At 68.3% G+C, this 21,625-nt stretch carries 17 protein-coding genes; 7 read left to right on the top strand and 10 right to left on the bottom strand.

Annotated features, from left to right (window positions below; translation table 11 throughout):
• Positions 1-167: 167 nt before the first annotated feature.
• From ABZY45_RS09655 to ABZY45_RS09640, 4 genes are read right to left on the bottom strand one after another with little or no spacing between them, the layout of a single operon-like run.
• On the bottom strand, positions 168-3,482 hold the full coding sequence (locus ABZY45_RS09655; RefSeq protein ID WP_356737863.1) for a type I restriction endonuclease subunit R: 3,315 nt from the start codon (positions 3,480-3,482) through the stop codon (positions 168-170).
• Positions 3,479-4,687, bottom strand: a complete 1,209-nt coding sequence (locus ABZY45_RS09650) for a restriction endonuclease subunit S (protein WP_356737861.1) — start codon at positions 4,685-4,687, stop codon at positions 3,479-3,481. Before ABZY45_RS09650 ends, ABZY45_RS09655 begins: the two co-directional genes overlap by 4 nt.
• Positions 4,680-6,314, bottom strand: coding sequence for a class I SAM-dependent DNA methyltransferase (locus ABZY45_RS09645; RefSeq protein ID WP_356737859.1), 1,635 nt, complete (start codon positions 6,312-6,314; stop codon positions 4,680-4,682). Before ABZY45_RS09645 ends, ABZY45_RS09650 begins: the two co-directional genes overlap by 8 nt.
• A gap of 36 nt (positions 6,315-6,350) precedes the next feature.
• Positions 6,351-8,498, bottom strand: a complete 2,148-nt coding sequence (locus ABZY45_RS09640) for a hypothetical protein (RefSeq protein ID WP_356737857.1) — start codon at positions 8,496-8,498, stop codon at positions 6,351-6,353.
• Positions 8,499-8,849: 351 nt separating this feature from the next.
• Here ABZY45_RS09640 and ABZY45_RS09635 point away from each other — a divergent pair, with 351 nt between their 5' ends.
• Both ABZY45_RS09635 and ABZY45_RS09630 read left to right on the top strand, forming a co-directional pair.
• Positions 8,850-10,598 carry a DUF6119 family protein gene (locus tag ABZY45_RS09635; RefSeq protein WP_356737855.1) on the top strand — a complete coding sequence of 583 codons (1,749 nt, stop codon included), beginning with the start codon at positions 8,850-8,852 and terminating at the stop codon, positions 10,596-10,598.
• Positions 10,599-10,737: 139 nt separating this feature from the next.
• Positions 10,738-12,129 (top strand): hypothetical protein, encoded by a 1,392-nt coding sequence (locus ABZY45_RS09630; protein ID WP_356737853.1) that lies wholly within the window; start codon positions 10,738-10,740, stop codon positions 12,127-12,129.
• A 16-nt stretch (positions 12,130-12,145) separates the two neighbouring features.
• On the opposite strand, the gene ABZY45_RS09625 is transcribed toward ABZY45_RS09630, so the two are convergent.
• The 3 genes from ABZY45_RS09625 to ychF form a co-directional block, all read right to left on the bottom strand.
• Positions 12,146-12,559 (bottom strand): PIN domain-containing protein, encoded by a 414-nt coding sequence (locus tag ABZY45_RS09625; RefSeq protein ID WP_037661709.1) that lies wholly within the window; start codon positions 12,557-12,559, stop codon positions 12,146-12,148.
• On the bottom strand, positions 12,541-12,825 hold the full coding sequence (locus tag ABZY45_RS09620) for a hypothetical protein (protein ID WP_028438980.1): 285 nt from the start codon (positions 12,823-12,825) through the stop codon (positions 12,541-12,543). The genes ABZY45_RS09625 and ABZY45_RS09620 overlap by 19 nt, the downstream gene beginning before the upstream one ends.
• A 279-nt stretch (positions 12,826-13,104) precedes the next feature.
• Positions 13,105-14,193 carry a redox-regulated ATPase YchF gene (gene ychF / locus ABZY45_RS09615; RefSeq protein ID WP_145803583.1) on the bottom strand — a complete coding sequence of 363 codons (1,089 nt, stop codon included), beginning with the start codon at positions 14,191-14,193 and terminating at the stop codon, positions 13,105-13,107.
• A 231-nt stretch (positions 14,194-14,424) separates the two neighbouring features.
• On the opposite strand from ychF, the gene ABZY45_RS09610 reads away from it, so the two are divergent.
• Positions 14,425-15,045: a DUF6542 domain-containing protein gene (locus tag ABZY45_RS09610; RefSeq protein ID WP_356737850.1), complete on the top strand. Its 621-nt coding sequence runs from the start codon at positions 14,425-14,427 to the stop codon at positions 15,043-15,045.
• A gap of 26 nt (positions 15,046-15,071) precedes the next feature.
• On the opposite strand, the gene ppgK is transcribed toward ABZY45_RS09610, so the two are convergent.
• Positions 15,072-15,809 (bottom strand): polyphosphate--glucose phosphotransferase, encoded by a 738-nt coding sequence (gene ppgK / locus ABZY45_RS09605; protein WP_356737848.1) that lies wholly within the window; start codon positions 15,807-15,809, stop codon positions 15,072-15,074.
• Between the two features lie 89 nt (positions 15,810-15,898).
• On the bottom strand, positions 15,899-16,930 hold the full coding sequence (locus ABZY45_RS09600) for a 4-hydroxy-3-methylbut-2-enyl diphosphate reductase (protein ID WP_356737846.1): 1,032 nt from the start codon (positions 16,928-16,930) through the stop codon (positions 15,899-15,901).
• 87 nt (positions 16,931-17,017) lie between these two features.
• On the opposite strand from ABZY45_RS09600, the gene ABZY45_RS09595 reads away from it, so the two are divergent.
• From ABZY45_RS09595 to ABZY45_RS09580, 4 genes are all read left to right on the top strand, one after another.
• Positions 17,018-18,361, top strand: coding sequence for an APC family permease (locus ABZY45_RS09595; protein WP_356737844.1), 1,344 nt, complete (start codon positions 17,018-17,020; stop codon positions 18,359-18,361).
• Positions 18,362-18,504: 143 nt separating this feature from the next.
• Positions 18,505-19,716, top strand: a complete 1,212-nt coding sequence (gene xseA / locus ABZY45_RS09590) for an exodeoxyribonuclease VII large subunit (protein ID WP_356737842.1) — start codon at positions 18,505-18,507, stop codon at positions 19,714-19,716.
• A 40-nt stretch (positions 19,717-19,756) separates the two neighbouring features.
• Positions 19,757-20,011, top strand: coding sequence for an exodeoxyribonuclease VII small subunit (locus tag ABZY45_RS09585; protein WP_356737840.1), 255 nt, complete (start codon positions 19,757-19,759; stop codon positions 20,009-20,011).
• Between the two features lie 348 nt (positions 20,012-20,359).
• Positions 20,360-20,950 (top strand): malonic semialdehyde reductase, encoded by a 591-nt coding sequence (locus ABZY45_RS09580; RefSeq protein WP_356737838.1) that lies wholly within the window; start codon positions 20,360-20,362, stop codon positions 20,948-20,950.
• Between the two features lie 73 nt (positions 20,951-21,023).
• On the opposite strand, the gene ABZY45_RS09575 is transcribed toward ABZY45_RS09580, so the two are convergent.
• Positions 21,024-21,545, bottom strand: coding sequence for a DUF4245 domain-containing protein (locus ABZY45_RS09575; protein WP_356737836.1), 522 nt, complete (start codon positions 21,543-21,545; stop codon positions 21,024-21,026).
• Between the last annotated feature and the right edge of the window lie 80 nt (positions 21,546-21,625).

Genomic DNA, 21,625 nt, shown 5'->3' with positions numbered 1-21,625 from the left:
AAGGTAGCGGCCGGGCGCTCTCCGCGTCGCGCAGCACTGGAATTTGCTTTTGAGCAAGGGGAGCGGACACGTCCGATGCCAGTCTCAACACGGGGCATCCAACCGGGCAGAGAACAGCCGCGCCAAGCAAGCGCTGTGCCGGGGCAAGGAGCCGATACGGACGAGGGCTATGCGTCCGCGGTCGAGCCGTCCTGGGACCACTTGTCGGCGAAGTGTTCCATCTGGCGGATCACCAGGTCGATCGCTTCCTTGGACTGCTCCGGCGGGTAGCCGTGGCGGGCCAGGAGGCGCCTGATCGTGGCGCGGAGCCTGGCCCGGACCGGTTCGCGGGCGATCCAGTCCTTCTTGAGGTTCTTGCGGACCTGGACCACAAGGTCCCGGGCGATACCGGAGAGGACCTCGTCGCCCATGAGGTCGCGAGCGCTGCCGAGGTCGGCGACCGCATCGTAGAAGGCGAGTTCATCGTTCCCCAGCGGCGGGGTGAACTTCTCACCTCGCCGGGCGTCTTCCGCGACCGTCTTGGCCAGTTCCACCAGCTGGGCGATGATCTCGGCGCTGGTGAGCTGCTGACGCATGTAGCGGGTCATCAGGTCCTGGAGGCGGACCGAGAACGCGGTCTGGCGGACGATGTTGTGCCGGGTCTGCTCGCGCATCTTCTGCTCGACGAGACGGCGCAGGGCTTCGGCTGCCAGGTGCGGGGTTTCGCTGTTCTGCAGGCGGCCGACGAAGGCGTCGTTGAGGTGGGTGAGGTCGGCCTTGTCCAGTCCGGCCTCGGAGAAGAGGTCGGTGACGCCGCCGGTCTCGACGACGGAGGAGGTGAGCTGGGAGAGGTAGAGGGCGACGTCGCGGGCGACGGGCAGGCCCTGGGCCTCACGGTCCATGGCGTCGAGCTTCGCCATGTACGTACGGACCTCGACGAGGAACTGGATGTCACGCTTCCAGTACGGCTGGTCGGTGAACCGGGAGGAGATGTCGGCGGAGGAGCCGGCCAAGGCGAAGAAGCGCTCCAGGCGGTAGCCGTGCTCGCGGAAGCGGCGACTGAGCGTCTGGTTCGGGTCGTCGAGCTGGTCGGGGTTGTTGCCCTGGGTAGCGGGGCTGCGGAGGTACTCGGCCGTGGTGTAGGCCGCCTTGATGAAAGCCTTCGGGTCGGGGCGGGAGAGGCGTTCGCGCCAGTTCCAGCCGAGGAGCATCTGATCGAGGATGTCGTACTCGTTGCGGAGTTCGTCCAGGGCGCGGCCGATGTGCTGGCCGAGGGTCCGGTCGGCCTGGTCGTCGGCGGAGTACTCGGCGATGGCCTTCTGGAGGTTCTCGGTGAGGGGGGCGTAGCCGACGAGGAGGCCGTCCTCCTTCTTGCGGAAGCGGCGGTTGACGCGGGCGAGGGCCTGCATCAGGCCGGCGCCGCGCAGCGGCCGGTCCAGGTACATGGTGTGGATGGACGGTGCGTCGAAGCCGGTCAGGAGCATGTTGTTGACGATGAGGAGCTGGAGTTCGTCCTCGGGGTCCTTGGCACGGTTGATGACGGCCTTGCGCTGGGAGTCGCGCAGGGCGTGAACGCGCAGTTCCTTGGAGTCCTTGCGGGAGTCCGAGGAGTAGACGATCTTCATGGCGCCGGTGGTCGGGTCGTCCGTGTGCCAGTCGGGGCGCAGGATCTTCAGGGCGTCGTAGACGCGGACGCAGATCTCGCGGGTGGCGCAGACGAGCATCGCCTTGCCGGGGGCTCCGCCGGGTGCGTCGTCGGCGTCCGCTACGAAGGGCAGCATCGCCGTGCGCCGCGCCTCCCAGTGTTCGACCAGGTCCTGGGTCAGGTCCCGTATCCGGGCCGGGGCGCCGTACATAGCGTTCATGGTGGCGACGGCCTGCTCCACGCGTGTGCGCTCGGTGTCGTCCAGGCCGTCGGTGATGCGGTCGGCCTCGGTGTCGATCGTGGTGGGGTCGACGTCGTGGTCGAGGACGAGCTGGACGACTCGGCTCTCGTGGTAGACCTTCACGGTCGCGCCGTCGTCGGCGGCCCGCTTGAGGTCATAGGTGTCGATGTAGTCGCCGAAGACCTCGCGGGTGTTGCGGTCGGCCTCGGAGATCGGGGTGCCGGTGAAGGCGAGGAGCGTGGCGTGCGGGAGCGCGTCGCGCAGGTGGCGGGCGTAGCCGTCAAGGTGGTCGTAGTGGCTGCGGTGGGCCTCGTCGACCACGACGACGATGTTGCGTCGCTCGGAGAGGAGGGGGTGGTCGGTCCCGGATTCCTTCTCCTGCTTGGTCTTGCCGAACTTCTGCAGGGTAGTGAAGAGGATACCGCCGGTGCGCTTGGCGGCGAGTTCTTCGCGGAGTTCGGCGCGGTTGAGGAACTGGTGGGGCTGTTCCGGGAGGACCTCGCTCTCCTTGAACGTGTCGAAGAGCTGGTCGTCGAGGTCAGTGCGGTCGGTGACGACCACCACGGTGGGGTTGTGCAGGGCGGGGTCGCGCATGACGAGGTTGGTGGTCAGCACCATCTCCTCGGACTTGCCCGAGCCCTGGGTGTGCCAGACCACGCCGGCCTTGCCGTCGGTAGCGGCGGCGCGGCGTACAGCATCGGCGGCGCGGGTGACCGCGAAGTACTGGTGCGGCTTCGCGATCCGCTTCATGCGCTTGGCCGGCACGAAGTTGATGAAGGACCGGACGAGGGCGAGAAAGCGGGGCTGGGTGAACAGGCCGTGCAGGGCGAGGTCCTGGCCGGTCGGGATGTCGGCATCGGCGTCGGCGTGGACGGCGGCAGCGTCCACGGTGTCCACGCGGGCGCCGAACTCGTCGGTGTTCCACGGGGCGAAGTGCTCGTACGGGGTGAAGGGGGTGCCGTACTTCGCGGTGATCCCGTCGGAGAGCAGCACGACCGCGTTGTAGCGGAAGGCGGTCGGGAACTCCTCGACGTAGTGCCGGATCTGAGTGTGCGCGGCGGCAAGAGTGGCGTTCGGGTCGCCGGCCCTCTTGAGCTCGATGACGGCGAGCGGAAGCCCGTTGACGTACAGAACGAGGTCGAAGCGGCGGTTGCGCTCACCGTTGATCACGGTCACCTGGCGGACGGCGCGGTACGTGTTCGCGTCCGCGTGCTCCAGGTCAACAATCCGGACGGTCGGCGTGTGCTCGGCGCCGAGCGCGTCGGTGTACGTGACGGAGTGGACGCCTTCGGCCAGGTAGCCGTGCGCGGTCCGGTTCTCCTCGTACGTGTCCTGGGAGGTCGGGGTCGCGGCGGTCGCGAGGGCCTCACGGACGGCCTCCGGGGGGAGGGCGGGGTTGAGCCGCTCGATGGCCTCGCGGAGATCGGAGTACAGGATCAGGTCGTCCCACGAACGGCGGTGACCGGAACCGGGCGCGAGCTCATTGCCCTCGGCATTTGGCCAGTCAAGCTCCAGAAGCTCTTCGAGGGCGAGGAACTCCCAGTCGATTTCGAGGGGGCGGAAGTTGTCGGGGGCGGGGGTGTCGCCAATGCCGTCGTCGTTCCCGTGCGTGGTCATACGTGATCCTCGACAATCTTTTCGGCGGCCTTGACACGGATGCGGCCGGACATGAGTTGGGGGAGGAGAGTGCCGCGGAGGGTGGCGAGGCTCAGAGACTCTTGTTCAGCTACCAGCGCGCGCTCCCAGAGAGGGCTAATCACTCGATCCAGAGCCCCCAACGTCTTGGGGCCTGGAACCGGTACAGGCTCATCCAAGTGCCTGCGCTGAATGTGCCCCATCGTGGTTGCCTTGTCGGCAGCGATTGCACGGAACTCATCCAACTTCCGATGCACTAGCTGACTCACCAGCCAAATCGGATACCCATCCCTCGGAATACATTTGAAGATGTGCTGATTGATAATCGCTTCGGGTCGAAACCATCGCGCAGCAGTCAATGAACCAGACCACGCGAACAGCAAGTCGCCAGGGCGAGCCAAGTGCCGATCCGGAACGTCGATTTCGTTGTAAACCGTAGAGACCCCCGGACCGCTGTTGATTTCAGCAATCCGCACAACCATTCGCCCCGTCCCGGTGGCACCCTTCGTGAAAGCCCGTCCGTTGATGAACTCCGCCACAGCCGACAGGGGCTGATCACTAAATCCATCGACCGACTTCAGCAAAACCTCACCGAAGAGCGCCCGGGAGAGGTCATCAGCAGTTGTGGCGATGCGCTCATTGACGGCGATCTTGTCGTCCAGCGCCCCTAGGACAGCAACCACACTCCGCTGCTCATCCAGGCTCGGAACTGGCACCTTGAATGATTTAACCGTCGCAACCGGCTGAACAAGCCCCGGAACTCCGACCGTGGAAACGTGTTGCAGAATTTCCTTCTGCCCCACCGGCGAAAGCAGCCAATAGTAATAGAACTCGGGAACGGCTTTAGCATGATCAAGCCGAGCCTTCACCTGGCTCGTAGACAACACATAGCGGTCATGTCGCGGATTTCGAGGGATCATCGAAACTTGACCGATCGTCCCACGGTGAGTAATCACCAGATCACCCGGCTTCAGATTTGCACCAGGAAGCGTGTCAGCTTTCTCCGAAGAGATGAACACGAAATCGTCGTCATGAAACGGACCTGCACCCAAGTTCACGCCGCGCACCAGCGGAATCCCGCTCGGTACGTAATCATTCCTTGTGTACGCAGAACCGTAGGGCTTTGAGAATGCGCTCTTTTCGGGGGCCGCGATTTCCTCGAACCTCACCGTGGGCCACTCAGCCATCGATCTTCTCCAGCTGCTCGCGCACGGACTTCGCCAGCTCGTCCGACTTGTCGAACAGCTCGTACAGCTCCCCGGTCAGCCGCGCGATCTTCTCCCCGACCGCCTCGACGTCTTCTTCCTCCGCCTCGACCGCCCCGACGTACCGCCCCGGCGTCAGCGCATACCCGCGCTCCTGGACCGTCTTCAAGTCCGCGCTCGCGCAGAACCCAGGCACGTCTGCATACGACTCCCCCGCATCCTTGGCGCTCGTCGTCCCACGCCACGCGTGGTAAGTTCCCGCGATCTTCGCAAGGTCAGTGTCCGTCAAAACGCGCTCAGTGCGGTCGACCATCTCGCCCATGTCCCGGGCATCGATGAACAGGATCTCGCCCCGGCGATCCGTAGCCGCAGCCTTCTGCCCCTTCACACCCCCCGGCGACTTGTCCTTCGCCAGGAACCACAAACAAGCCGGAATCGCCGTCGTCCGGAACAGCTGTGCCGGCAGCGCGACCATGCACGCCACCATGTCCCCATCCACCAGCGCCTGCCGGATCTCCCCTTCCCCGCTCTGCTGGCTGCTCATCGAGCCGTTAGCGAGGACGACACCGGCCGTTCCCCGCTCCCCCAGCTTGCTGATCATGTGCTGGAGCCAGGCGTAGTTGGCGTTGGACTTCGGTGGGACGCCGTACTTCCACCGCGCATCCGACTCGTTGCGCGCCCAGTCCTTGATGTTGAAGGGCGGGTTGGCCATGACGTAGTCGGCCTTGAGGTCCGGGTGCTTGTCGTCGGCGAAGGTGTCGCCCCAGCGGGCGGCAAGGTTGCCGTCGATGCCGTGGATGGCGAGGTTCATCTTGGCCAGGCGCCAGGTGCGCTCATTGAGTTCCTGGCCGTAGACGGAGATGTCGGCCTTGTGGCCGCGGCCACGGTGGGCCTCGATGAACTTGGCGGCCTGGACGAACATGCCGCCGGAGCCGCAGGCCGGGTCGTACACGCGGCCCTCGTACGGTTCCAGGACCTCCACTAGGAGGCGGACGACGCTGCTCGGGGTGTAGAACTCGCCGCCCCGCTTGCCTTCCGCGCGGGCGAAGTTGCCGAGGAAGTACTCGTAGACCTCGCCGAGGACGTCCTGGGCGGGCTTGTCGTCGTTGCCGCCGAAGCGGGCGTCGGTGATGAGGTCGACGAGTTCGGCCAGGCGCTTCTTGTCGACGTTGTCCTTGTTGAAGATCTTGGGGAGGACGCCGGTCAGCGACGGGTTGGCCTTCATGATGGCGTCCATCGCCTGGTCAAGGACCTCGCCGACGCTGCCGCTCTTGGCGTTGGCAGAGATCGAGGACCAGCGGGCGCTCTCGGGGACCCAGAAGACGTGGTGCCCGGTGTACTCGTCCTGGTCCTCCAGGAACTCATCCAGGCGGTCCTCGGCGATGCCTTCCTCCGCGAGTTCCTTGGCGAGCTGTTCGCGGCGCTCCTCGAAAGCGTCGGAGACGTACTTGAGGAAGATCAGGCCGAGGACGAACTCCTTGTACTGGTTGGCGTCCATGGAGCCGCGCAGCTTGTCGGCGGCCTTCCAAAGGATGGCCTGGATCTCCTTGGGCGTGGAGGCAGTGAACAGCTCCGCCTGGTCGGCGGGCTTCTTCTTCCGGGGCGGCATGGGCGCTCAGGTCTCCTTCAAGAGTCGGACGAGAGATCAGACGAGAGGGGGTTCGGTGAGGGTCAGGGTGCCGTCGACGAGGCCGGCGGCGGTCAGGGAGGTCAGGTCGTCGAGGGCCGCCGCGTGCTGTCGCAGCAGGGCCGTGCGGCGGGCGATGTCGGACAGGAGGGCGTCATAACGCTCGGCCTCGTCGTCGGGGAGGTCTGGGATGAGGAGGTCTTCTATACGGCGGGCGGAGCGGACCGCGCCGCTCACCCGCCGGTGTTCGGTGGCCGCCGAGCGCAGGAGCGCCGCCAGGACGCGAGGCCGTACGGGATGCTCAGCGTCGGACCGTGCGCGCAGGAGGCGGGCGGGGAAGGCCACCACCGACAGGCCCTCGTCGTCGACGTACGCGCCGAAGCTCGGGGTGGCGGTGACGACGATGTCGCCGGGTTCGGTGAAGTAGGCGTGCTCGTAGGTGTTGAGGAGTATGGCGCGGTCGATGCGGTGACTGTCGACCGGCGCACTGCCGGTGATCTCGGCCGGGGTAAGGACCGTGTAGTGGCCCGCGCCGCCGGTGAGGAGGTGTTCGGCGGCGATGCGGTGGCCGGGCAGTCGGCGCAGGCGGCGGTCCTTGAGCAGGCGGGCCACGGTGGTGCGGCGGGCCGGCCGGTCGTCGGGGCGCAGGACGGCGTTGGCGCGGATCATGGGCGCGTGGTCGAGTGCGCTACGGGTGGCGTCGATCAGCTGCTGGAGCCGGAGTTCGGTCTCGGAGATGCGGGCCGGGCGTTCGACGACGGTGCGGGTGTAGCGGTCGGCGGGCGGGCGGTGCTGCGGGGTGAACGCGGCACCGGGTGCACTGGTCAGCGCGGTGGCCCGGACAACGGCGGCGTTGCGCGGTTCGTGGCGGCTGTCCGCCCGCCAGCCGGCGTCGCGGAAGATGTCGATGTCCTCGGCCAGCGCGTCCAGAGTCTGCGGGGTGAGGTTGCGTGAGGAGAGGTCGGCGAGGAGGACTTGGCCGGTGCGCTTGTCTTCGGGGGTGCGGTGCAGGATCCAGATCGCGGTGCGGTGGGCCGGGCGGAAAGGGAGTACGCCTTCGGGGAGGCTAATCGCGGCCTTGAGGAGGTGCTGTTCCAGGAAGTCCCGGCGCAGACGGTCCGCTTCCCCGCGTGCGGGCAGGGGCCGGACGAGCGCGTCGGCGGGTCCCAGGACGACGGCCGTGCGGTCCTCGGCAAGGAGGTCGGTGAGATCCTGCAGGCGCTGCAGGACGGCGAGCGGGCTGCGGGTCTCGGCCGCCTCATAGGGCAGGCAGCAGGCGATGACGTGCGGGTATCCCCAGTCTTCCGTGGCCAGTTCCTCGCCGTCGGCAAGATCCATCTCGAATTCCTGGACGCCCTGTGCCATGAGGCGGCGGCGGGCGAGCCGGGCCAGGTCCGGCATCGAGTCCGCGGAGAGGAACAAAGGTGAGTCCTCGGCGTCGGACACGGATTCGCCCAGGGCGACCAGTAGATCGCCGCTCCGGGGATGCAGGACGGCGGCCGTTGCCCCTTCTTCGCGCTCGTTCAGCCGCGCGAGGCCGGTCAGGCGGGCCATCGTGCGGCTCACCAGCGGAATCGGTTCATCGGCGACGAGGTCGTCGCAGCCCAGGCGGCGACGTGCGTCCATGACCCGTTCGAGCGCTTCGGCCGGGGTGTAGGCGGCCTCGGTGAGCTGGTCGGCGAGCACGGCGAGCAGAGGACCCTGCCGTTCGGCGTCCGGCAGATCGCTCAGCTCACGTTGGAGGAAGGTGTCGTCGAAGTCGGTCTCGGCGGCACGCTCCAGGATCGTCTGCCAGGGCAGGCCGGAGAGGGGTTCGTCGAGGAGCTGACGCAGGCAGAGCAGCGCGGTCACCGTGTCGACCAGCGTGCGAGCGGGGATCGCGCGCCGCCAGGCGGACAGGGTGTGCAGCACAAGCTCCGCCCGGATCTGGTCGGCGTCAGCGTTGCCGCGGCCGGTGGACAGAAGCCATTCGGCGACTTCACGGCCGTCGAAGAGCGGGCTGGCCCCCTCGTAAGCGACGGGCTCGGGGAAATCCGCGTGCCGACGGGCCCAGGTGGTGACGACGGGACGTTGGACCCGGGCCAAGGTCCCGATTTCGGCGTAACTGATCCGCCAGGAGATCTCCTCGGGCAGGATGGGAGCGGTTGCTTCACGTGTGCCAGCCATGCGGTTCCGCTCCCCTCGTGACGACTGCCCGGTGCTCTCGGTCGAGAACGTTCTCCCAGGGCACCTCACACGCTACAGCCGGTCGAACCTTCAGCTTGGCCAGCGGTTGATAACCAGGGTTATCAGGTTCTCGAAACATTTTGACTCCAATCCTCTGGCACCTTCGTCACCATCACCCCGGCACCACCCGCCGGGACGCCAACCCCATACGAGTCCGACCGCACCGGCGTCCTCATCGCCGCACCTCTGCTCCCTTGCCGGGCACTCACCCCTGTCCTCCTCGACACCACCCGCCCCGTAAGGCCGCTTGTGTTACCGAACCGCACCGCAACCTCGCCCCAGGAGGCCTCTGTGTCCAGCACCGCGTCGAAGCGCACCCTGTACCGCCTGACCCACGTCAAGGCGACCCCTGAGTCGATGCTCGAAGCCCTCGACGTCGGTGCCCTCGACACCCTGGACGCGGTCGTGCGCGACGTCAGCGATCACATGGGAGTTCCCGCCCTCGCGGTGTCCTTCGCCGTAGCGAAGGAGGAAGCCGCCTGGGTCAAGGACGTCCTCCGGCTCACCGACGGGTCGGACCTGCTGCAGAGCGAGCAGCGCACCGGCGCACTGCTCATGCTCGCCGTCGACGGCGCGGTGTACGCGATCGGCTTCGACCAGGGGTACCGGCTTCTCCCCACCCAGCTCAAGGACGCGCGCTTCGGTCTGTCCTTCGGTATCCGCGCCATCAACCCGCGGCAGGTGCGGGACTTCACTGCCAGCGTCCTCGGCCAGGCGCGCATCGACAGTTGTCTGGTCCATGCCGGCGCCTCCGTACCGGCACTCGGCCTCCGGGACCACGGGCGGATCATCCGCCACCTCGGCGGCTACCTCGACGATGTCGACCTCACCGCAGGGAGCGGCACCAGGAACGGGGCCATGACAGCGGAGGGCGGCATCGGTCTCCGTATCAAACTCGGCACCACCCCCGCCACACTGATCAAGGACATCCGCGCCATCGCCGCGATCTGCGAGCACGTCGTTCCCCACCCCGACCTGGCCTTCGTCGAGCACATCACCGCGGTCAAGGACCCTTCCCTCATCGACGCGCTCGACGCGGAACTGGACGCCACGCTCGGCCGTCCCGCAGACGGCCGGATCATCACCGCCGTCCCCTTCTCCCAGAGCACCGACCTGCCCCGGTCCACCGCCTGCACCATCAAGATCGGGTCCTGCCCGCCCCACCTCCGGGACGAGTTCAGTCTCGACTACGTCCTGGAGCGGGCCCGTGTGATCAAGGCAGGCGCCCGCGTCACGGCGCTCCGGCAGGGCACCGTCGAACTGTTTCGTGACACGCTCTCCGCACGGACCGCGCTCGCCCCGCGCACCGCCTCCCTGGAAGCCCTGTCCAAGGAAACCGCCATGAAGTGGATCGAGGCCACTTTCTCCCTCAGCTCCCGCACGTTCTGTCTGCTCGACGGTGAGTGGTACGAGCTCGGGGCGGGCTACCTGCGCAACGTCAACGAGACCGTGGCTCCCTTGTTCCCCGACGCGCCCTCCGTCGATCTCCCCCGCTGGCCGCTCGTCGAGAAGCTCAACAAGGAGGGTATGCGCGTGATGCGTCCCGTAGACGAAGGCGACTACAACAAGCTGGCCGCCCAGGCCCGTCGCGGCTGGGTCTGCCTGGACAAGAAGAATGTCCACAACCCTTTTCGGGCAAGCAACTCCGTCGAGATCTGCGACCTGTTCACCGAGGACGACACTCTTGTCCTCGTGAAGCCCGCGCACTCCTCTAGCCCGCTGAGTCACCTGTTCAGCCAGGCGCGCGTCTCCGTTGAGCTCCTCTTCGAGAACGCGGCCGTACGCGCGGAGTTCGCCCGGTCCGTACACGTCAACAGCGATCCGTCCCGCAGCATCCCCGAGGACTTCACCCCGCGCCGCGTCGTCTTCGCGATCCTTCTGAAGGACGGAGCCAAGCTCACGCCGGACTCCCTCTTCCCGTTCTCCGCCATCACCCTCGCCCTGACCGCGAAGGCCCTCGCCGCTCGCGGCGTGACCGTCGAAGTCATCGGCGTCGAAAGCGAGTCGGCCCAGTCCGCCATGCGCGACGAGGCTGCGTAGCCGCCCGGGACTCTCGCCGTAAACACGCCCTCTATATCTCTCATCCGAACGAGGAGTCCTTTCAACAACCCAGAATTCCCGCAAGGGCAGCGGGCATCGTCTCCGGGGTCAGGGCACCCAGGGGACGGCGGGAGGCTACATGGAACAGGACCTCAACAAGCGGCAGCGGGCAGTGCTCGGCTGGGTGGGCCAAGGGTGTCCCGACGGAGTCTGGCCAGACAGCACGTACAAGACCAGCGGACAAGCCCTGCAGAACCGAGGGCTTATCAAAGTCATCAAACGCCGCGGGCATTGGAGCGCCCACCTCACCGAGAAGGGGCGGCAGCATCTCATCGAACGCGGCATCCGCCCCGTGGAGCAGAGCACCCGACCGCCGGAGCGCCCCGCCCGAAAATCGGCACCGCCGCGCCCCCGAGCCGTGCCGAAGGCCCTTGCGAACTACGCGGACCAGCTACTCGATGAACTGGCCGTTGCGAACGACGGCTGTCTCATCAAGCCCATCGAATCCGGCCCGCACGCGGTGAATTGGGCGTCACGGGTCAACGCCGCCCGCAAGTCCGGCAAGATCCCCCACACGCAGGAAATCCACGGATACCGCACCCACCGCGGCTACGAGATCAAGCTGGTCGACATCCCTGCCTGGCGCCTCGCGGAACTCACCCCGCTCCCTGTGCCGGCCAGACTCACCAAACCCCATGCCGTCGTGGCCGCCCTCCAAAAGCAGCCGCAGCCCATGGGCCTGACCAAACCCCTCCAGGGCCGAGCCCTGCGCATCATCCAGACCCTCATCGCCGCCACCACAGCCCAAGGCCACAAGGCATCGCTCGGAACCGCAGAGGGCGCGCCCCCGCCCCATCGGCGCCGCAAGGCACCACCGCACTTCTCCATCACCGCCCACGGCGAAAGTGTCGGATTCCTCGTCCTCCAAGAACAGGACCGCAGCGAACACGTCCCCACAGACAAGGAACTCGCCGACGCCAAGAAGCACTCATGGATGCGCATCCCCCGCTTCGACTACACCCCCTCCAGCCGCCTACGCTTCATACTCCGCGGCGGCAGCCCGCACCGTGCAAGCGAATGGGCAGATCTCCCCGACCGGCCTCTGGAAGAACAACTCGCCGAGATCGTGCAGGAGGTCGGACTCCGCGGCGAAGCCGCAGAACGCAAACGCCTTGCAGACCAGCAAGCCAGAGAGGTACAGCAAAAGCGCTGGGAAGCCGCCATGCAGGAAGCCCACGCCGCCTACGCCCACGCCTACTGTGTCAAACAACTCGGAAAACAGGCAGACACCTGGTACCAGGCCAGGCGCCTGACTGAATACGTCGCAGCAGTAGGCGTCCATGCCACAACACTTCCGCCCGGGCAGGAGCGGGCCGAGGTCGAGGCGTGGCTCGCGTTCGCGGACGCGCACCTCCAAAACCTCACCGAATCGGCCTCAGCGCCGAAACTGCCCACGCCGCCGAAACCCAGCGGCGACGACCTCAAGCCCTTCCTCGGTCACTGGAGCCCCTACGGACCCCGCTCCTACTGAGCCGGACCAAGGGAAATCACACCGCCACGAGCCGGACCCGCTCGCCGCACAGCTTGGCCATGTCGTCAATATCGGAAGTCAGCATGACCACGGGGCGGTGCTGTCGCAGCGCGGCCTCGGCGACGGCCGCATCGATCGCGTACTTGTGTCCGTGCAACCCGGCATTCATCAGCAACTTCGAGGCAGCCCTCGCCTCCTCGTCACCGACCGGGACGACCCGCAGCCCGGAAAGCACCCAGTTTAGGCGTGACTTGTTCGTACGAGCGTGGACGGCCTCGATGATGGTGAGCGCACTGATCACGACCTCCATGCCACGCGAGCGCGCCTCAGCGATCAGAGCCACCACCTGTTCTTCGTCAGCGAGTAGCTTCGAGAGTCCCTCGCTGTCGAGGACGAGCGTCCCCTCGTGACTCAGCCTGCGGCGGGCCACTCGGCCTCCTCGGCGAACACCTCGTCGAAGACCTGCCGCGCCCGCTGACGAGCCGGCTCGGAGACCGGCCCCTTGCGGCTCTCGTAGTCCGCCAGGTACTCGTCCAGGACCTGCCCGCGCAGCTCACGCTCGACCGCCTCGGCGATGAACGCGGAGAACTCCCGCTTGCCCACCCGAGCCCGGATCGCCTCCGCGGTCCCCTCCGGCAGCGACAAGCTCACCCGCGTCGCTGGCCCTTCCCCGATGCTGTACGTCGCCTCAGCCATGCCCCCGATTGTGTCAAACGAGTAGGAAAAGCGCCACGTCCGCACTACCTCACAGCTCGGTCAGCGCCCCGCTCACACAAATCCCAGCACGGGCACCCCCATCCCATCCAGCACGAATCCAGCACGGTAGGGGTGAGCAGGGGTGATGACAGGTGACGACAGGTCAGGAAATCCAGCACCTATCCAGCACGGTAAAAATAAAGGGGCCTGACCCCGAAGAGCCAGACCCTATTTGACCTGCATGTTTGCCAGATCAGTGAAGTGGTGGTATGCCACACGCTACACGTTGAAGCGGAACTCCACCACGTCGCCGTCCTGCATCACATAGTCCTTGCCCTCCATGCGCGCCTTGCCCTTCGCGCGGGCCTCGGCGACCGAGCCGGTCTCGACGAGGTCCTCGAAGGAGACGATCTCCGCCTTGATGAAGCCCTTCTGGAAGTCGGTGTGGATCACACCGGCCGCCTCCGGGGCCGTGGCGCCCTTCTTGATCGTCCAGGCGCGGGCTTCCTTCGGGCCTGCCGTGAGGTAGGTCTGGAGGCCCAGGGTGTCGAAGCCGACGCGGCCGAGGGTAGCCAGGCCGGGCTCTTCCTGGCCCATGGACTGGAGGAGTTCGAGGGCCTCGTCGTCGTCGAGCTCGATCAGCTCGGACTCGATCTTGGCGTTGAGGAAAATGGCCTCCGCCGGGGCGACCAGGGCGCGCTGCTCGTTCTTGAAGTCCTCGTCGACCAGCTCGTCCTCGTCGACGTTGAAGACGTAGAGGAACGGCTTCGTCGTGAGCAGGTGCAGCTCGTGGAGCAGTCGGCCCTTCTCGGTGCCGGCGGTGATGCCCTTGGAGAAGAGGGTGTCGCCCGCTTCGAGGATCTTCTGGGCCTCCTCGACGGCGGCGAGGACCGCGACCTTCTCCTTCTGGAGGCGGGATTCCTTCGTCAGGCGCGGGACGGCCTTCTCGACGGACTGGAGGTCGGCGAGGATCAGCTCGGTGTTGATCGTCTCGATGTCGTCCTTGGGCGAGACCTTGCCGTCGACGTGGACGACGTTCTCGTCCTTGAAGGCCCGGATGACCTGGCAGATGGCGTCGGACTCGCGGATGTTCGCGAGGAACTTGTTGCCCAGGCCCTCGCCCTCGCTCGCGCCGCGCACGATGCCGGCGATGTCGACGAAGTCGACGGTCGCGGGGAGCAGCTTCTGCGAGTTGAAGATCTCGGCGAGCTTGTCCAGGCGCGGGTCGGGGACGCCCACGACGCCGACGTTCGGCTCGATGGTGGCGAACGGGTAGTTGGCCGCCAGCACGTCGTTCTTGGTCAGGGCGTTGAACAGGGTCGACTTGCCGACATTCGGCAGGCCGACGATTCCGATCGTGAGCGACACTTTGGCGACTTCCTGAAGTGAGGAGAGGGGGCTGTGCGGGCGGGCCGCGCGTGGACCCGATTCTCCAGTTTACGGGCGGGGCCGGGCGCCCCGTCACGGGTGCGGACGCGGGGCCCTTCCCGGGGCCGAACGGTTGTGTTTCGGCCGTGTGGCCTCGAACGCAGAGCCAAGGTCATCCAAAGGGCGTGTCCCGCACCCGCGGGAGACCGTCCCGCGACCTAGGTTGTCGGGGTGGAGCAGCACAGGACACGTACCCCGCAGCGCAGGCAGCCCTCGCAGGTGTCGCCTCCCCCGCCCGGTGGCCTCGGCGAGGGCACGGCGGCGTCCGCCTATCCGGTGACGGTGGCGGTCGCCCCCGCGCCTGCGCCGGGCCAGGGGGCGGCAGGGCCCCGTCCGGGCTCCGTGGCGCCCGTGGTGCTGGCGCTGCGGCGATTTCCCAACCCCAGGCTGACCGGCATCGGTGCCGGGCTCTTCGCGGCCCTGACCATGTTCCTGCTGGCCTGCCTGGACCAACTGCTCCTCGGCGGTTCCGAGGCCGTCTACGGGGTGCTGTTCCTGCTCGTCAGCGCCCTCACCGCCTACTGGGTCCGGCCCGCCGACCTGGTGACCGCCCCGATCATCGTGCCCATCGCCTTCGCCGTGGGCGTGATCCCCGTCGCCGGGGGCACCGGCGGCTTCGGCGGGCAGGCGATGGCCGTCGTGACCGCGCTCGCCGTCCACGCAGGCTGGCTGTACGGGGGCACGCTCGTGGCGGGTCTTATCGCCTCCGTACGGAAGATCCGGCAGATGCGGGAGCGGCAGCGGCACCTGGTCAGGGCCGACCGGGCAGCCGCGCGCCGCCCCCGCCCGTAGGGCTTCCCCTCCGGATCAGGCCGGGCTCACTTGCCGGCGGCCGCCATGGCCGCGCCGACGATCCCGGCGTTGTTCTGCAGTACGGCCGGCACCATCTCGGCCCGTACGTGCTCGATCAGCGGCAGGAACTTCTCCGCCTTGCGGCTGACGCCGCCGCCGATGATGAAGAGTTCGGGCGAGAACAGCATCTCCACGTGCACCAGGTACTTCTGCACTCGGTGCGCCCAGTGCTGCCAGCTGAGGTCCTCGTCCTCCTTGGCCTTCGTGGAGGCGCGCTTCTCCGCGTCGTGACCGTGCAGTTCCAGGTGGCCGAGCTCGGTGTTCGGGACGAGGTGCCCGTCCGTGAAGACCGCGCTGCCGATGCCCGTACCGAGGGTCAGCATGATCACGGTGCCCTTGCGGTCGCGGCCCGCGCCGAAGGTCATCTCGGCGATGCCCGCCGCGTCGGCGTCGTTGAGGATCGTGACGGGCCGGCCGATGCGGTCGCTGAGCAGCGCCCGGGCGTCCGTGTCGATCCAGCCCTTGTCCACGTTGGCCGCGGTCCTCGTGACGCCGCCGGTGACGACCCCGGGGAACGTGATGCCGACCGGCCCCTGCCAGTCGAAGTGTCCGACGACCTCGGCCACACCTGCGGCCACGCTGTCGGGCGTGGCCGGGTGAGGTGTCAGTACCTTGTGGCGCTCCTGCGCCAGCTCTCCGCGGTCCAGGTCCACGGGCGCACCCTTGATGCCCGAACCGCCGATGTCCACACCGAAAATCTCCATGTGATCCACGGTACGGGCAGGTGGCGCCTGTCACTCCCCGGAGGGTCGATCCGGGGAGCGCACCCGGGTCGTCCGGCGGAGAGCCGGGGTCACCCGGCGGAGAGCGCGGCGGCCTCGGCGCGCAGGTCGCGCCGGAGCTCCTTGGGGAGCGAGAAGGTGATCGACTCGTCGGCGGTCTTCACCGTCTCCACGTCGGCGTAACCTCGCTCGCCCAGCCACTCCAGTACGCCGTCGACCAGGACGTCGGGGACCGAGGCTCCCGAGGTGAGGCCGACCGTGGTGACGCCTTCCAGCCAGGCCTCGTCGATCTCGTCGGCGAAGTCGACCAGGTGGGCGGCGGGCGCGCCCGCGTCGAGGGCGACCTCGACCATGCGGATCGAGTTGGAGGAGTTCTTGGAGCCCACGACGATGACCAGCTCGGCGTCCTCGGCCAGCTTCTTCACCGCGATCTGACGGTTCTGCGTGGCGTAGCAGATGTCGTCGCTCGGCGGGGAAAGGAGGTTCGGGAACTTCTGCTTGAGCGCGCCGACGGTCTCCATCGTCTCGTCGACGGAGAGCGTGGTCTGGGAGAGCCAGACGACCTTCGACTCGTCGCGGACCTCGACGTTCGCGACGTCCTCGGGGCCGTCGACCAGCGTGATGTGGTCGGGCGCCTCACCGCTCGTGCCGATGACTTCCTCGTGGCCCTCGTGACCGATCAGGAGGATGTCGTAGTCCTCCTTGGCGTAGCGGACGGCTTCCTTGTGGACCTTGGTGACCAGCGGGCAGGTCGCGTCGATGGTGGCGAGCTTGCGCTCGGCGGCCTCCGCGTGGACGGTCGGGGCGACTCCGTGCGCGGAGAACATCACGATGGAGCCCTCGGGCACCTCCGCGGTCACGTCGACGAAGATCGCGCCCTTCTTCTCGAGCGTCTGCACGACGTACTTGTTGTGCACGATCTCGTGGCGGACGTAGATCGGGGCCCCGTACTGCTCCAGGGCCTTCTCCACGGCGATCACGGCGCGGTCCACACCCGCGCAGTAGCCACGGGGCGCGGCGAGCAGGACACGGCGGGTGTTACTGCGGCGCGTAGCGCCTCCACTCGGGGCGGCGGCGGGTGACGGGCTGGGCGTAGCAGTCATGCGTCCCATCGTAAGGCCGTACCGAACAGGCGCCGGATCGGCGTGGTCGGGAGACTGATGCGTACGCGATCAAGCGATGGAGGGTTCATGGCCGGCAGCAGCACGGACGAGGGAAGGCTGCACCGCACACTCGGGTTCCGGGACCTGGTGGTCTACGGGTTGCTGTTCATCGCGCCCATGGCCCCGGTCGGCGTGTTCGGCACCCTGGACGCCAAGTCCGGAGGGGCTGTGGCGCTGGTGTATCTCGTGGCGACGGTCGTGATGGCCTTCACCGCGTTCAGTTACGCGCAGATGGTGCACGTCGCCCCGCTGGCCGGGTCGGTCTTCGCGTACGCCCGCAAGGGGCTGGGGGAAGGGCCCGGGTTCATCGCCGGCTGGATGGCGATGCTCGACTACCTGCTCATCCCTGCGGTCGCCTACCTCTTCTCGGGGATCGCGATGAACGCGCTGGTGCCCGAGGTGTCGCGGTGGGTGTGGACGGCGATCGCCGTCGTCGTGACGACCGCCCTCAACCTCTGGGGCGTGCGGGCGGCCGCCCGGGTGGGCTTCGCGGTGCTCGCCATGGAGATCGTGGTGCTGCTGGTGTTCGTGGTGTCGGCGGTGGTGGTGCTGGTCAGGGACGGGGCGCAGCGGGGCTGGCTGACGCCGCTGACCGGGGACTCCGCGTTCTCGATGACCGCGGTGCTGGGGGCGGTCTCCGTCGCGGTGCTGTCGTATCTGGGCTTCGACGCGATCGCCTCCTTCGCCGAGGAGGTGACGGGCGGCTCGGCGAAGGTGGCGCGGGCCGTGCTGTTCTGTCTGGTGCTCGCCGGGGTGCTCTTCGTGGCTCAGTCGTATCTGGCGGCCCTGCTGGAACCGGTCTCCTCGGCGGAGCTGGCGGCGGATCCGGGGAAGCAGGGCTCAGCCTTCTACGACGCGGTGGACGCCTCGGTCGGGACCTGGCTGCACGACCTGGTGGCCGTGAGCAAGGCGATCGGCGCGGCTTTCGCGGCGCTGGCCGGGCAGGCGGCTGCCGGGCGGCTCGTGTTCGCGATGGCCAGGGAGCGGCGGCTGCCCTCGTTCCTCTCCCAGGTCGACGCCAAATCCGGGGTGCCGCGGGTGGCGATCACGGGGGCCGCGGTGGTGACGCTGGTGGCGGCGGTGTGGGCGGCCCGGCGCGACGACGGGCTCGACCATCTGGTGTCGGTGGTGGACATCGGCGCGCTCACCGCGTTCGTGCTGCTGCACGCGTCGGTGGTGGGCTGGTTCGCCGTACGCCGGATGGAGGGCACGCCGAGCTGGTGGCGGCACGTGCTGATGCCGGTGGTGGGTGCGGCCATCCTGGTCGCGGTGATCCTGGAGGCGACGACGAGCGCCCAGCTGGTCGGGCTGTGCTGGCTGGGGATCGGGCTGGTGGTGCTGGCGGTGCAGTGGGGCCGGCGGCCCGCCTAGCGTCCGTCCCCGGGGGGCCCGGAACCCGGGAGCACCGGAGCGGCCCTGACCCCGGGAGACCTGAGCTGCCCGGAACCGCGCCCCTCCGGCACGGCCCGGACGAAAAGCCCTGGTTGTCGGTCGCGGCCGATACGCTCGCCCGTATGGCTCTCACTACGTCCCCGGAAGCCCCGCTGCCCGTCGGCGACGTGTCACGCCTGATCGGCGGCTGGATCGACCGGCTCGGCGCGGTCTGGGTGGAGGGGCAGATCACCCAGCTGTCGCGCAGGCCGGGCGCCGGGGTGGTGTTCCTGACATTGCGCGATCCTTCCCACGACATCTCGGTGAGCGTGACCTGCTTCCGGCAGGTCTTCGACCGGATCGCCGACGTGGTGACGGAGGGCGCGCGGGTGGTCGTGCTCGCGAAGCCCGAGTGGTACGCCCCCCGAGGGCAGCTGTCCCTGCGGGCCACCGAGATACGGCCCGTGGGCATCGGCGAGCTGCTGGTGCGGCTGGAACAGCTGAAGAAGTCGCTGGCAGCCGAGGGCCTCTTCGCCCTGGACCGCAAGAAACCGCTGCCGTTCCTGCCGCAGCTGATCGGCCTGGTCTCCGGGCGCGCGTCGGCGGCGGAGCGCGATGTGCTGGAGAACGCCCGGCGGCGCTGGCCCGCCGTGCGCTTCGAGGTGCGCAACACCGCCGTGCAGGGTGTGCACGCGGTGAATCAGGTGGTCCAGGCGGTCAAGGAGCTGGACGGGCTGCCGGAGGTGGACGTGATCGTCGTCGCCCGTGGCGGCGGCAGCGTGGAGGATCTCCTGCCGTTCTCGGACGAGGAGCTGATCCGCGCGGTGGCGGCGTGCCGGACGCCAGTGGTGTCCGCCATCGGGCACGAGCCGGACTCGCCGCTGCTCGATCTGGTCGCCGACGTCCGGGCGTCGACGCCCACGGACGCGGCGAAGAAGGTCGTCCCTGACGTGGGCGAGGAGCTCGACCGCGTGCAGCAGCTGCGGGACCGGGCCCTGCGGACGGTGCGAGGGCTGATCGACCGGGAGGAGCGAGGGCTGGCGCACGCGCTGGGCCGGGCCTCGATGGAGCACCCGCACCGGATGGTGGACGAGCGGGCCGCGGAGGTCGACGCGCTGGTGGGACGGAGCCGCCGAGTGCTGGGGCACCTGCTGGACCGCGCGGATTCGGAGCTCGCGCACACCCGGGCCCGGGTGCTCGCGCTGTCGCCCGCGGCCACGCTGGAGCGCGGGTACGCGGTGCTCCAGCGGCCGGACGGTCACGTGGTGCGCTCCCCCGGGGAGGCCGGGGCGCCGGGCGGCGAGCTGCGCGCGCGGGTCTCCGAGGGCGAGTTCACCGTACGGGTGGCGGAGTGAGGGGCCGGGTCTGTCGGACCCCGCGCATAGGGTGGACGGCATGACGGACGACGGGACGACGACGGCTGCCGCGACGGGCACGCTCGGGTACGAGCAGGCACGGGACGAGCTGATCGAGGTCGTACGCCGCCTGGAGGCGGGCGGCACGACGCTGGAGGAGTCGCTGGCCCTGTGGGAGCGCGGCGAGGAGCTGGCGAAGGTGTGCCGGCACTGGCTGGAGGGAGCGCGCGCCCGCCTGGACGCGGCGCTGGCCCGCCCGGAGGAGCCCACGGCGGACGGCGGCGGCACGGACTGAGGGGCGCGGATTCGTCGGGGCGGGTGCCGGCAGACACTCCCGCGCGGATCGGTACGGCGGCCGGACCTGCGGAGGGCTCTGAGCGCGGCGGTGCTGGGCCCCCGGGCGCGGCGGTCCCTGGCGCGGCTGCAAGGGGCTCCCCGAGCGCAGCGATCCCGGACGGCGGGTCATGCATCGCGCTCTCATGCCTCGTGCTCTCATGCTCGCGCTCTCATGCATCGCGTTCTCATACGGCGAAGGCTGTGCGGTGGATCACTCCGGGGAGGATTTAGTTGAACTTTAATCTATTCCTGGTACGGTGATCACATCACTTGACCCCCTTCATCCGTTCGGAAGGTACCGCTCCAGATGTCCCTCGTTCTTGACCCCGCCGCCCAGGACCTCCTCTTCCGCGAGGCCCGCACTGCCAACACGTTCACCGACGAGCCGGTGACCGACGAGCAGGTCCAGGCGATCTACGACCTGGTCAAGTTCGGCCCCACCGCCTTCAACCAGTCGCCGCTGCGCGTCGTCCTGGTCCGCTCGGCCGAGGGCCGCGAGCGCCTGGTCAAGCACATGGCCGAGGGCAACCGCCCGAAGACCACGGCCGCCCCGCTGGTCGCCCTCCTGGTCGCGGACCACGAGTTCCACGAGGAGCTCCCGGCGCTCCTGCCGCACTTCCCGCAGGCCAAGGACGCGTTCTTCTCCGAGCGCCCGGTCCGCGAGCAGTCCGCCGCGCTGAACGCCGCGCTCCAGGCCGCCTACTTCATCATCGGCGTCCGCGCCGCCGGCCTGGCCGCCGGCCCGATGACCGGCTTCGACGCCGCGGGCATCGAGAAGGAGTTCCTGGACGGCGACCACAAGCTGCTCATGGCCGTCAACATCGGCAAGCCGGGCGAGGACGCCTGGTTCCCGCGCCTGCCCCGCCTGTCCTACGACGAGGTCGTCACGACCGTCTGATCCCCTCGGGCCGCGCATACGGAAGGACCCCCGACGCTCGCCGTCGGGGGTCCTTCCGTATGCGCGCGGGACCTCAGGAGGCCGTCTTCAGTGCTGCGGCCATCTCCGTCAGGCTCTCCAGCGGTGCCGAGCCGGTGACGACCGTGGTGACACCCTCGGCGTGCAGCACGAGGGCGTCGTACTTCGGGCCCTCCCAGCGCTGCCACTCCTCGCCGGCGACCTCCTGGGTGCGGCCGGTGTCCTCGGCGTCGTGGCTGACCTCGGGGACGTACTTCTTCGCGGGGGTCGTGGACTGCTCCACGGCGACGTACCGCCCGTCCGGGTCGAGGAAGCCCAGGTGCCAGCCCGCACCCGCCTGGCTCTCGTACGAGACGGAGGTCGGCTTCCAGTCCTTCGACAGCCCGGCCGGGGCCGCCACGGGATACGGCGCGGCGCGACGGGCCGTCGCGAGCTCGACCCGGTAGTCGACCGCCTTGATCGGGTCGGCCTTGTCGTCGTGCGGGATGAAGATGTAGACGACGCCCGCCACTGCGGTGATCACGAGCATCGACAGGAACATGTCCCGGACGGTCTGCTTGCCTCGCATGCTTGCCACGGACCCAATGGTGGCATGAGGCCCCGGGCGCCCCGCCAGCGGGCATCCGCTCATTCGTGACCCGCTCTGCTCATTTTATC

Origin of the sequence: Streptomyces sp. NPDC006516, assembly GCF_040611875.1 — a bacterium.
Classification (GTDB): Bacteria; Actinomycetota; Actinomycetes; order Streptomycetales; family Streptomycetaceae; genus Streptomyces.
Note: the sequence above shows the minus strand (reverse complement) of the source record. Positions and strands in the feature narration are given on the sequence as shown.